Below are 14,146 nucleotides of genomic sequence, written 5' to 3'. Positions count from 1 at the left end.
TATTAATCTTCATAAAAAAGATTAATAACCTATTCTTTTCCTTTACTTAACTAACTATTTATTAAAAAACAGACGATCTTAATTATTACGAATGAAGGCTATAGATAAATCTCAAAACATCTCAGAGCTGGAGAATGAAAAACCCGGCAAACTTATTTGGAAATATGCCGTTCCGGCTATTATAGGAACTATAGTAATTGCTTTATACAATATCATTGACAGTATTTACATAGGTCATGGAGAAAATTTGGGAGATCATGCTATAGGAGGACTGGGAGTTCTTCTTCCCATAATGAACCTTATCTCAGGAATAGGTATGCTGGTTGGAGCCGGAGCGTCTACACGTACCTCAATTTTTCTAGGCCAAAAAGATATGAAATCTGCCAATATTGTATTGGGAAATTCCATCTTATTAGCTACCGCATTAACTTTCTTGTTAATCATAGGTATGTATGCCTACATGGATCCGATACTTATTGGTATTGGAGCTACTCCTCAAACATTCCCATTTGCAAAAGAATTTTTACTCTATTATCTTCCGGGAAATATATTTTTAACGGTTAATTATGCTCTCAACAGTATCATGCGAGCATCAGGATATCCTAAAAAAGCCATGTATATGATGCTTATTGGAGTTGTCGCCAATATTATTTTGGCTCCCATCTTTATATTTGTATTGAAATGGGGAATGAAAGGTGCTGCCATAGCAACCAATATTTCCATGGCGATAGGCTTGGGTGTCGTTTTAAAACATTTTTTTAATTCTAATTCCATTGTATATTTTCACTTGAAAAGTTTAAAACCCAATTATAAGATCATATGGTCCATAATTAATGTGGGGTTTGCTCCTTTTTTCATGTTACTTGCTGCATCTGTTGTTGTTTTATTCATAAATAACAGGCTTAATGTTTACGGAGGCAGCACAGCCATAGAAGCTTATACCATAGCCAATCGCCTGATCATGGTATTTATAATGGTATTAGTAGGTTTAACTCAAGGAATGCAGCCTATTATAGGGTATAATTTCGGTGCTGAAAATATGAATAGAGTTAAGGACACGTTAACTTATAGCCTTAAAACCGGATTTTTTATTGGATGTCTAGGGTTTTTATTCGGTTTTTTATTTCCTGAACTTGTTGTTAAACCCTTTAATCCTTCCCCAAAATTAGCAAAAGAAGCATCTTTAGCTTTACAAATAATGACCATAACTTTACCATTAAGCGGTATACAAATGGTTATATCCAATTTTTTCCAATGTATTGGAAAAGCTGTTATTGCTTTTATTTTAAGTATGAGCAGACAATTCTTACTACTTGTTCCCTCATTATTTATTTTACCTAACTACTTAAATTTAAATGGGGTGTGGTACTCTATCCCTTTATCCGATACAATCTCTACTATTTTAGCAATAATTATCTTTATTTGGCAGGTTCGCAAGATCAAAAACTTAATCTAAATTAATATTAACAAAATGTTAAAATTATTCTTTTTTTGATTATATTTGCGATTCGATTTCCCTCTTTAATTATAAGGGGAATATGTTTAGTTAATACTATGTGATCCTAGATTATCTTAAGTAGTAAAAAACATTGATAAGTTAAATATTTACTAAATACAATTTTTTTAAGCCATGCAAGAAAAAAAAGAGTTATTTGTTCTTTCTCCTTTTGAATTACCTGACGTTGATCTAGCCTTAAAAACTATTAAAACCGGGGCTTTTCCAATCCTACATTTAGGAAGAGATAAAAACAAAGCTATTCAAAGTTTAAATGAACTTTCTGAAAAAACAAGAGAATCATTTGGTGTATGTTTTGTGTCAGAATCAATGGCTGACCTTACACTTCCTGAAAATGTAACAAAAATATTTATTCCTTTTAATTTTAAAATTTCTGTTAAAAAAAATATAGAAATTTTTCATCAAGTTCACTCATTGGATGAAGCAGAAGAAGCCATCAAAAAAGGGGTAGAATCAATTATATTAAAAGGAAATGAAGGAGCAGGAAAAGTGGCTTATGAATCCTCATATGTTCTTTTTCAAGGAATCAAAAACAAGCACAAAAAATTAAAAACTAAAATTTACATACAAGGAGGAATGGGTATTCATACCTCTGCTGCTGCCTTAGCAATGGGGGCACAAGGTATCATACTTGATAGTCAAATCGCTCTTTTTCCAGAATGTAGTATATCTAAAGATTTAAAAAATATTTTTAACAAGCTGAGTGGAAGCGAAACTGTTATTATCGACAATTTCAGAATCTTACTTAGAAAAAATTCACCGGAATTACCAATACAAGCAAAATATGAAGATATTTTACCTTTTTTAGGCGGCCTGGATCTTTCTCAAAATATAATTCCTATGGGGCAGGATATTTGCTTATCCGTGGATTTTGTAGAACGATACAAAAAGCTTGAAAATTTAATTATAGCTTTTCAAGAAGCTGCCTATGGGCATTTATTGCAAGCTAAAAATTTAAATATAATCGGAGAGAACAGCCCTCTTGCGAAAGAATTAGGAACCAGATTTCCAATCGCTCAAGGTCCTATGGCCCGTGTAAGTGACGTACCTGAATTTGCTGAAAAAATTGCCAATGAAGGTGGTGTTCCATTTATAGCAATGAGCTTGATGATTGGACAAGCAGCTAAAGATGCTGTTGAAAAAACACATGCTCTATTAAAAGATAAGGCTTGGGGAGTAGGTATTTTAGGTTTTGCTCCGGCACCATTGCGTGAAGAGCAAATGAAATACATCCTCGAAAATAAACCTCCTTTTATTATCATTGCAGGTGGAAGACCTTCATTAGCTAAACCTTATGAAAAGGAAGGTATCAAAGCATTTTTACATGTCCCATCTGTATCATTACTGGACATGTTCTTAAAAGAAGGTGCCAGAAATTTCATTTTTGAAGGAAGAGAAAGCGGTGGACATGTTGGCCCTTTACCTAGTATGGTTCTTTGGGAAAAACAAATCTATCGTTTATTAAAAGACGACCAACCAAGTACATTAAATATATTCTTTGCAGGAGGAATTCACGATGCATTTTCTTCCGCATTTATCTCTATTATGTCTGCATCCTTAGCAGCAAAAGGAGCTAAAATTGGTATATTGATGGGAACTTCTTACTTATTTACAAAAGAAGCTGTTGAAACGGGTGCTATTTCAGATGAATATCAAAAACAATCCGTAGCACATGATAAAACCGTTTTACTAGAAGCGGCTCCAGGTCAAGAAACCAGAGCTCTACCTACCCCTTTTACCAAATTATTCGATCAAGAAAAACAACGATTATTTGCGGAAGGTTTAGATTCCAAAGAAGTTTGGCTAAAACTTGAAGAAATGAACTTGGGACGTCAAAGAATTGCTGCAAAAGGAATTGAAAGACAGGGTAAAGAACTTATCAAACTTTCCAATGAAGATCAGTTAAATAAGGGGGTATTTATGATTGGACAGGTTGGTGCATTAAGAGGCAATTCAACTACCATAAAAGAACTCCACAAAGACGTAGCAATAGAAAACAATAAAGTTCTTTCAAAATTAGAAAATCTTACAGAACCAACTAAAGAACCTAGTGGTTCTAAATTGGCAATTGTTGGTATGGCAGGTATTTTTCCTCAAGCCCAAACGTTAGAGGAATACTGGAAAAATATTTTATCCGGTAAAGATTGTGTTACCGAAGTTCCTGATGACCGATGGAATAAAGAACTTTTCTATAATCCTGACACCAGAGACACTGATTTCGTTTCCTCTAAGTGGGGTGGTTTTATACCAACCATTGATTTTGATCCGTTAGAATTTGGTATCCCTCCTCAATCATTAGCTTCTATAGAACCGGTGCAGTTATTAAGCCTTTTAGTGGCTAAAAGAGCATTGGAAGATGCCGGTTATGACATGAAAACTTTCGATGGAGAAAATACATCTGTTATCATCGGTGCTGAAGGAGCAACCGAATTAGCTTCAAGTTATGGGTTTAGAGGATATGCTAAACAAGTTTTCGGAGATCTTCCTGAGGAACTTAAAAATATGCTTCCTAAACTTAATGAAGATTCCTTCCCGGGGGTTTTATCCAATGTGGTGGCCGGTAGAATTACCAACAGGTTAAATTTAGGAGGTACCAACTATACTGTTGATGCTGCCTGTGGTGCATCTCTTGCAGCAGTAGATATTGGATGCCAAGAATTACAAAATTACAGAACAGACATTGCCATCATAGGAGGTGCAGATTTACATAATGGTTTAAATGACTTTTTAATGTTCTCTGCAACACATGCCTTATCAAGAAAAGGAAAATGTGCTTCCTTCGATGCTAATTCTGATGGAATTGCTTTAGGAGAAGGAATTGGAATGATTGTGGTAAAAAGATTGGAAGATGCAGAACGCGATGGGGACAGAATCTATGCCGTAATAAGAGGAACAGGTGCCAGCAGTGACGGTAAAAGCTTAGGTATGACCGCTCCAAATAAAAGAGGTCAGATGAAAGCCCTACAAAGAGCCTATAAACATGCAGGTGTTTTACCTTCAGAAGTTGAATTAATTGAAGCTCATGGAACAGGAACTGTTGTAGGTGATAAAACGGAATTAAGCGCATTGACTGAAATGTTTTTAGAGTCCGGAGCTTTAGTGGGACAAACTCATTTAGGGTCTGTAAAAACTCAAATCGGACATACTAAATGTGCTGCCGGTATGGCCGGATTGATTAAAACGGCTTTAGCAACCTATTACGGTATTCAACCGCCGACCATCAATTTAACTAATCCGAATGCTTTTTATAACAAAGAAAGCAGTCCGTTTAAATTCAATACTAAAGCGGGAATCTGGAGCAGTGAAAGAAGAATATCCGGTGTAAGTGCGTTTGGTTTTGGTGGAACCAATTTCCATGTTGTTATGGAAAATTATAAATCAGAAATTCCTACGACAAGCAGCTTAACTTCTTGGCCTTCCGAATTATTTGTTTTCAAAGGAGATAACTTACAAGAAGCCAAACAAATTGCTCAAAAAGTTAAAAATTTAATTGAAATAAACAGTTCTCTAAACTTAAAAGATATAGCTTATAGTTTAGCAACTGATAACAATAAAGATATTCAAGCTTCTATAGTAGCTTCCAATACTATTGAATTAAAAGATAAAATTGAATCTCTTCTTTCCAATAAAGAAGAAGCGGGAATTTATCTAAGGAATCCTAAGGAAGGTAAAGTTGCCTTTTTATTTTCAGGACAAGGAAGTCAAAGAATTAATATGGCTCGTGATCTTTTTGTGGCATTTCCTGCTATGAGATCCTTATTAATTCAAAATAAAGAGGTTGAAAAAATATTATTCCCTCATGCGGTTTTTGATGATGAGAGTAAGAAATTACAGCAAACTACCATCACAAAAACTCAAAATGCCCAGCCATCATTAGGTATCGTTGATTATGCGATCGCCAGTTTTTTACGATCTTTAGAAATTGAACCGGATATGGTTGCGGGACACAGCTATGGAGAACTTCCTGCGCTTTGTTTTGCAGGAGTATTCAAACCTGAAGAATTAGTTTCTTTAAGTAGAAAAAGAGCCCATGCAATTTTAGATGCTGTTGGACAAGATAAGGGTAAAATGATTGCATTAAATCTACCGGAAGTAGAAATAAAATCATTACTTGAAGGAGAAAAAGAAGTTTGGGCCGTAAACTTCAATTCTATCAAACAAACCATTCTTGCCGGTTCTACTGCTGCAATGACTGAGTTTTTGAAGAAACTTACGGATAAGAAAATCACTTACAGAGAATTGGCCGTAGATTGTGCTTTCCACAGTCCACTATTGAATAAATCTAAAGATTTATATTTGAAAGAGCTTTCTTCTGTTGATTTTACTTCTCCGACGTTGTCCATATGGTCTAATACAACTGCAGAACTATACCCTTCCAAACCTGAAGAAATTAAAAATCGTTTAGCTGAGCATTTAATTAATCCAGTATACTTTACCAAAGAGGTTACTAATATGTATGCAGAGGGTGCGCGTGTATTCATTGAAACCGGCCCGGGTAAAGTTCTCATAAATCTTGTTCAATCTACATTAGGTGCTCAAGAAATTACTACAATTCAAACCGAAGAAAAAGAAAAAGAAGGAATTACCTTTTTACTTAATGCATTAGCTAAATATATTGCTACCGGAAGAAATATAAATCTTGAAAAACTATTTGAAGGTAGAAAAGTTACTTCTATAAATTTTGATGAACCGGAAAAATATAAAAAGAGAGCTACAAACTGGCTTATCAATGGCCATTATGCTATTTCTTCCGTAGGAAGCCTTCCTCCTAACGGAGCACTTCCAATTAGCAAACCGATAAATTTAAATTTTGGAGCTATTTCCGATACTTATACCATGAATAACAATCTTACTCAAGCGGATCATGTTATCCTTGAATATTTAGGTAACATGAGATCTATGATACAAAACCAAAGAGACGTCATGTTAGGATACTTTGGTCAAAATCCAACAACTATTGCTGCTCCTCAAGCAACAACAACTATTCAAGTGCCTACTCAAAGCACTCAAATTGCTACCCCTCAACCAACGGTGGTTGTTCCGGCTCAAGTCGCCGTACCGGTACATACGGTTGCTCAAAGTTCAGCTCCTGCATTATCAATTCAAGTAATCAAAGACACTTTACTTGATACAGTAAGTGAAAAAACCGGGTATCCTATTGATATGCTAGGTTTAGACATGGATCTGGAGGCTGACTTAAGTATTGATTCCATTAAAAGAATGGAAATCATTGGAGCTTTAAAAGAAAAATTAAAAATCAATGCTGATTTTGAAGAATCTGAAGATGCTATCGAAAAAATGGCTTCTATTAAGACACTTAGCGGTGTTATCGGATGGGTTGAAGAATTAGTAAAATCAGATCAACCCGTATCTCAAGAAGTTATTGTAGCTACAAATATTTTACCTGCAGCAACTCCAAGTGCTAAAAAAGAAGCCCTTTCTTTGGAAGTGATTAAAGATGCTCTCCTTAATACCGTAAGTGAAAAAACCGGATATCCAATTGATATGTTAGGTTTGGATTTAGATTTAGAAGCTGATTTAAGTATCGATTCCATTAAAAGAATGGAAATAATTGGAGCATTACGAGAAAGATTAAATATTACTTCTGATTTTGAAGAATCTGAAGATGCTATCGAAAAAATGGCCTCTATAAAAACATTAAACGGGGTTATCGGATGGATTGAAGATTTAGCAAATGGGGATTCTTCAGAAAAAACAGACAAGCAAATTGCAGCTTCACCGGCTGTAAATGAAATATCTTTTGATGCAGAATCAATTTCAGAATTAGAAAAAAACCTTGATTCAGCTAAAGACGAACCTCTTTTAAGAACTCGTTTTGAACTTGAAAAATATCCAATTAATGGATCAGATAAAATAGAAATTGAAGGCAAAAAATTTGCAATTACTGATGATGGAAAATCTATGGCTAAAGATCTTAAAAAAGCTTTAGAAGCAAAAGGAGCTACAGTAGATATCATTTCAGAAAGTAATACAAATCTTTCAAACTACGACGGTCTTCTTATTCTAGAGGTTTCAGAATCATCTAAGCATTATACTATTAAAGATGCTTTTACTCTTATAAAAAGTGCTGATATGGATCGTATTCAATGGATCTATAGCTTCAGCGACCTGATGGGTGATTTAGAAGGTAAAAAAGATATCAAAGAATTAAAGAAAATTCAAGGTTTTCCGGGATTAATCAAAAGTTTAGCTCGTGAATATTCTAAAATAAATTGTAGAGCTATTATATCTAATACTGTATTTACTTCTAAAAATTTAACGGAAATTGTTTTAAATGAAATACAAGCAAAAGACATTTCTGCTGAAGTCATTTATAAAGATACCGAACGTTTTCGTCTTAATTTAGTACCTGAAGCTCTTGCTGTAAATGGAAGCTCTAAATTAGACCTGGATAAAGAATCTGTAGTACTTGTTTTAGGAGGTGCTCAAGGAATTACCGCTGAATTAACTAATCAACTTTCTTCTGAATATCCTTGTCATTATATTTTGGTAGGACGTTCCGCTAAACCTACTGAGGAAGATAAAAAATACATTTCATTAAAAGATAAAAATGAAATCCGTAAATATCTTATCAATGAAGAGCAAATGAAAACTCCTACTGAAATAGAGAAGAAAGCTCAAAAAATTGATAAAACCAATCAAATTATACAAACCATAGCCCAAATTGAAAAGTCAGATTCTAAAGTAACATATGTTTCTTTAGATGTAACAGATGAAAAAGGACTAAGGCAATTTATAAAAGATACGTACAAACAATACGGTAGAATTGACGGATGCATTCATGCAGCAGGACTTTTAGTTGATAAGTTATTTACACATAAAACCCTAGAAGCATTCGAACAAGTTTATTCTACTAAAATAAATCCTTTACACGTACTTTTAGACGAACTTCATAGTGATATTAAATTCATTATTTTCTTCAGCAGCATCGCTTCTGTATACGGTAACAGAGGACAAACTGATTATGCTGCAGCCAACAGCGTGTTTGACATGACTTCGTGGGCTATCCAAGGAAAAACCAACGCCAGAGTTTTAGCTATTAATTGGGGACCTTGGAAAGGAGCAGGAATGGTATCCAGTTCTTTGGAAAATGAATTTAATAAAAGAGGTGTTGCTATGATTCCTTTAAAACAAGGAGCTCGTGAATTCGTTAACGAATTAAAATATGGTAATGATAACCAAGTTTTAATTATGGGAGGAAGTGATCAAGGAGTTAAACAATTTTTCGGAATCTGAGTATAACTATGAAAGATACAGATATTGCAATTGTAGGAATGTCTTGTTTCCTTCCAGGAGCAAATAATATCAATGATTTTTGGAACAATTTATTGAAAGGAACTTATTCCATAACTGATGTTCCTGAAGAAAAAATTGATTCAATCTACTTTAAAAATAATTTAAATAAATTAGATCATATTTATTGTAATAAAGGAGGATTTATTCCTCCTATTACAATTGATCCATCTAAAATAGGAATTACACCGGAACAGGTACAGCATTTAGACCCTATACAACTTTTAGTAATAAAATTAGTCTATCAAGCATTAGAGGATGCTTCTGTATTTGAAAAAAATATTTCTTTAAAGAAATCTTCGATTATAATCGGAAAAGAAAATTACATTAGTTCCAATGACTTAAAATGGATCGATATTGTTCGTACCAGTGAGCAACTTGCTCTAGCCATTAAAAATATACTTCCGTCCATTTCCGATCAAGACATTGAAAAAGTTAAAGAGGCTTTTCAAAAGGATAAAGGGGCTCAAGAAAACAAATTACAACTTGAACATACGACAAAGTCAATTGCGGGAATAGTTTCCTCTCATTTTAATACTGAAGGAACTGCCTATACCATCGATGCATCCGAAGTAAGTTCATTACTTGCCGTAGAACAATCAATACAGGAATTACTTGCTAATAAGGTCGAAATTGCAATCGCCGGAGGCATGCAATTTAGCCAAAATTCTCCTTATTGGAGTATGTTTTCAAACTCGGGTTTATTATCTCATAAACAAGAAATTAAACCTTTTAATGAAGACGCTGACGGTATTTTATTAAGCGAAGGAGCCGGATTTATTGTACTAAAAAAATTAAGTAAAGCTCTTTCCGATAATGATCGTATCTATGCTGTAATTAAAGGGGTGGGAATTGCTTCCAATAGAAATAATTTTTCAAACGGACAAAAAACTGCTATTCAGGAGGCTTGGAAAAATGCAAAAGTTAAGGCTGAAAATATCGGATATATAGAGGCCAACGGCACAGCTATTAAAAGCAATGATAAAATTGAGATTGATGTGCTTTCTGAACTATTCAAAGATGGAAAAGTTTTAATCGGATCGGTAAAATCCAATATCGGACATACTCTTTCTGCGTCCGGTATGGCCGGTTTAATTAAAACCGCACTTTCTTTATATAATAAAAAAATTCCTGTAACTCTGAATTGTGAAAATCCTAATAATTCACTAAAAAATACACAAATTTCACCTGTTACTGAAATAATCGATTGGAATGAAAAAGAAATTCCGTTGCATGCAGGGGTTAGCGCATTTGGTATTGACGGTATGAGTGCACACGTTGTTTTACAGGCACATAGTCATGCCGAGGAAAACAACTCTTCAATTCCGGTTTTTGACAACGAAGCGATTGCTATTTCCGCTTCATCTAAAGAGGCGTTAATTGAAGCTTTAGATAAAAGAGATTTTTCCTTATCTGATCCAAACGGTACTTATCGATTAGTTCTTTTTAATCCAACATCGGATCGTATTGAAAAAGCTAAAAAATTAATTTCAAAAGATAAGCCCTGGAAAGGAAGACAAGATATTTGGTTCTCAAACAAACCTCTTTTAAGAAAAAATGAAAAAATAGCTTTCTTATTTCCGGGATTCGATCCTTCATCTAATCCAGAAGTAGAAAGTATTGCAAAATATTTTGGGTATAAAATACCTAAAGAAAGAATTACAGGTAATTTATTACTTGACCAGTCTTTTAAACAATTTCACGGAGGTGAAATTATAGACGGAGCGTTAAAAAAAATGGGTATAATACCCGATTTAACTGCAGGGCATAGTTTAGGAGAATGGTTCGCAGCAAAATCAGGTGGTCTGGTTTCTGATGAATCCGTTGAAAATTTATTAAATTCAATGGAACCGGAAAAATACAATATGGACGATGTGTATTTTATCGCCGTAGGTGCCGGTACAGAAACAGTAAATCCCATTTTAGATGGAATCCAGGATCTTTACTTGTCCAATGATAATTGTCCCAACCAAGTTCTTTTGTGTGGAACGGAAACAGCAAAAGATCAATTAATACAAATCTTAAAATCTAAAAGTATATTTTATCAAGTTTTAGATTTTAAATCCGGCTTTCATTCACCATTCCTAAAAAAGAAGCTTTATTTACTGGACGATCTTAATTATATTAAGATTGAAAAAAATGACATTCCGGTTTGGTCGGCCACTACCCTAAATGTTTACCCGCATGATTTTGAATCTTTCAAAGAATTAACCATGCAACATCTAACTCAAGCCGTTCTTTTTCGTGAATTAATTGAAAAATTATATGAAAAAGAAAATGTTAGATTTTTTATACAAATAGGAAGTGGAAGTTTAATAGGTTTTGTGGATGATATTCTTAAAAATAAAGAATATGCTGCAATATCGGCTACAGTTCCTAAACTTTCAACTCTGGAACAATTGAGAAGGGTACTTTCTTTATTATTCATTGAAGGTAAAGAAATTAATACTTCTTTCATAGGTCTTAAAAATAAGGAAACTTCTTCTATAGAAGAGATTCAAGTTTTTGAAAACCAATCTTTAGTAAAAAACTTTCCTTTATTACAGGAATTATCCAATAAATATAAAATTCATACTACCGAATCAGATTCTATAAATTCTCTTTTCATTAAATCCAATCATCCGGTTATTCAAGCGATGAATGAGTATACTCAAGAACTTATTCTCATGCAAAAGGAATTTACTGAAATGGTTGAAACAAGAAAAGCATTTGCATCAAATTCTGATTATTTAGTTACTGATTTTGTACCCTTAAAAGAATATGCTCCTCAACCAATTATTCCTAATACGGTTACTCAAGAGATAAAAGTTGGAAGTTCTTTTGAAGAAAAATTAGATATCGACTTAAAGAATTATCCTTATATAATAGATCATTCTTTATTCAGACAACCTAAAAATTGGAAAGTTGTTGAAGATATGTGTCCGGTTATACCTATGACCATGACTTTTGAGTTGTTAATAGAAGCGGCTCATAAACAAAACTTAAATAAAAAAGTTCTTCGTTTGGGACCTGTAAGTGTTTTCCAATGGATGAAAGTATATAAACCTTTCCAACATACCATTGAAGGAACTTGGAAAACTGAAAATGTAGTTTCTTTGAAAATCAAAAATTTCGCAAATGGAGATGTAACTTTAGGCGATGCATATCCAAGTGCAGACCCTGCTTATCTTGAAAATATTGATTTTGGAGAAAATGCGGTAGCTCTTCCTACTCCGGAAATTATTTATAAAGATCATATGTTCCATGGTCCCGGATATCAAGGTATTTTAGAAGTTACAAACATTTCTAAAAAAGGATTAAGAGCCATTGTTAAGAAATCCTTTGGTAAAGGTTCTTTAATGGATACTATTGGTCAACTTTATGGCTTATATCTTCAATTGATGTTAGAGGGAGAATCTAAAGTTAGTTTTCCGGTAAAAATTGAAGAAATTAATTTCTATCAAGATGTAGAAGATCAAGAAGGAATTTTTGAATGTATTTGTCTTCCTACCTCCTATGTAGATAAATTGGCAACTGCCGATATTATCATGAAACGCGACGGAAAAATTTGGTGTATAATTAAAAATTGGAAAAATCAAATATTTGAAGGTTTTGACACCAGACTATGGAATACGAATATGAGTCCGGCGGATCATATTTTGGCAAATGAAATAGCACCGAATGTTTATTTCTTCGATGACCGATATAAAAAAGCTGTAAATCAAGATTTCTTGATGCATATATATTTAAACACTGAAGAAAAACGTCGATATGATTCTTTAATGTTAAATAAGAAAAAAGATTTCTTAATCAGTCGTGTATGTGTTAAGGATAGTGTTAGAGATTACATCAATAACCAAAATGGTATAAAATATTTCCCTATTGAATTTTCTATTCAGCACGACGAAAAAAATAAGCCATCCATACACGGCGTTCAGGAAACTGAGTCATTAGAAATTTCAATTGCTCATAAAGGAAGCAATACGGTAAGTATGGTATCTAATAAGCCGGTAGGGATTGATATAGAAACCATCGAGGAACGTGACAAAGGCTTTTTAGATATTGCATTCACAGATAAAGAACTTACTCTTATTAAATCAAAAGAAAATATTGCAGAATGGAGCACTCGTTTTTGGGTGGCTAAAGAAGCCTATGGAAAAATGCTTGGTGTTGGTTTAAACGGAAATCCTAAGCAATATGAAGTAACATCTATTGATGGTGAAAATTTAACTATCAATGAAACTATAATAAAAACAATTAAACATAATAATAAATTCATAATCGGATGGACTCTATAGAAAAACAAAAAGAAACTATTTTTGAATCACTTAAAAAATTTATTACTGAAGTAATTGGCGAAGACGTAGCGGAAGAATTAACTATTGAACCGGAAAGTGTTTTTACCAGAGATTTGGAAATGGACAGTATTGAAATTGTTTCATTTGCGGAGAAAGTAAAAGCTACCTATGGTGACAATATAGATTTTAATGGATGGTTATCAGGTATGGATATGGATCAATTAATCAATTTATCAATCAACGATGTTGTTAATTATATTGTAGATGCCAATAATTCAGATAAATAACAGAAAAACTCACATCTTAGAACTCAATCCGGAAGCTTCCGAAACAATTGTAATGGTTCATGGTATGTTTACCAATTTATCCATATTTTATTTTAATATAGCTCCGGAACTTGCTAAAAAATATCACGTGGTTATGTATGATTTACGTAGCCACGGCCTTAGCGGCAAAATTGATAATGGATATGATTTAGAAACTCTTTCTAATGATTTGTTGGATCTTTTGAATCATTTAAATTTATCAAAAGTTGATCTTGTAGGCTATAGTTTTGGTGGTTTAATAGCTTTATATACTGCAATTCATCATCAGGATAAAATAAAAAAACTTGCTATTATCGATTCTCCTATTACAGATAAAAATGGAGATACAGAGCAAATTCTTGAAAAATATGGTAATGAGTATATCGAACACTATATGAAAAATTATAGTATTTCAACAAATATTACTCCTAATAACAAACAGCTTGAAAAAAGTAAAAAATTATTTGATTTTCTACTTCATGAAACTTCGATGCCTCAAGATTTAATAAAGGATAAAAATTTTTCAACAGAAAAAAATATGAGTCTCATAAAAAATAAAACGTTATTACTTTATGGGAATGAATCGGATTGTTTACCGGATGGGAAGTTATTAAATACCTATATTCCTGATTCAACCTTATTTTCAGGAACTGGAGATCATAACATTCCAATTCAAAATCCTGAATGGATTAACGAAAAACTGAGTGAATTTTTTACTTAATAAATTAATTACT

General features: G+C 33.2%; 5 protein-coding genes. All 5 read left to right on the top strand.

What is annotated here, in order from left to right:
• Window positions 1-91: 91 nt before the first annotated feature.
• The 5 genes from G8C43_RS07905 (at window position 92) to G8C43_RS07885 (ending at window position 14,133) form a co-directional block, all read left to right on the top strand.
• Window positions 92-1,456 carry an MATE family efflux transporter gene (locus tag G8C43_RS07905; RefSeq protein ID WP_221411566.1) on the top strand — a complete coding sequence of 455 codons (1,365 nt, stop codon included), beginning with the start codon at window positions 92-94 and terminating at the stop codon, window positions 1,454-1,456.
• Window positions 1,457-1,630: 174 nt separating this feature from the next.
• The gene (locus G8C43_RS07900; protein ID WP_166005278.1) at window positions 1,631-8,773 is read left to right on the top strand and encodes a type I polyketide synthase; all 7,143 of its coding nucleotides are present in this window, start codon (window positions 1,631-1,633) and stop codon (window positions 8,771-8,773) included.
• A gap of 8 nt (window positions 8,774-8,781) precedes the next feature.
• Window positions 8,782-13,107 carry a type I polyketide synthase gene (locus G8C43_RS07895; protein ID WP_166005276.1) on the top strand — a complete coding sequence of 1,442 codons (4,326 nt, stop codon included), beginning with the start codon at window positions 8,782-8,784 and terminating at the stop codon, window positions 13,105-13,107.
• On the top strand, window positions 13,095-13,394 hold the full coding sequence (locus tag G8C43_RS07890) for an acyl carrier protein (protein ID WP_105296282.1): 300 nt from the start codon (window positions 13,095-13,097) through the stop codon (window positions 13,392-13,394). Before G8C43_RS07895 ends, G8C43_RS07890 begins: the two co-directional genes overlap by 13 nt.
• Complete coding sequence (locus G8C43_RS07885; protein ID WP_160542460.1) at window positions 13,372-14,133, top strand: alpha/beta fold hydrolase; 762 nt, start codon at window positions 13,372-13,374, stop codon at window positions 14,131-14,133. The genes G8C43_RS07890 and G8C43_RS07885 overlap by 23 nt, the downstream gene beginning before the upstream one ends.
• Window positions 14,134-14,146: the final 13 nt, after the last annotated feature.

The sequence above is a fragment of the Apibacter sp. B2966 genome, from assembly GCF_011082485.1.
GTDB lineage: Bacteria > Bacteroidota > Bacteroidia > Flavobacteriales > Weeksellaceae > Apibacter.
Note: the sequence above shows the minus strand (reverse complement) of the source record. Positions and strands in the feature narration are given on the sequence as shown.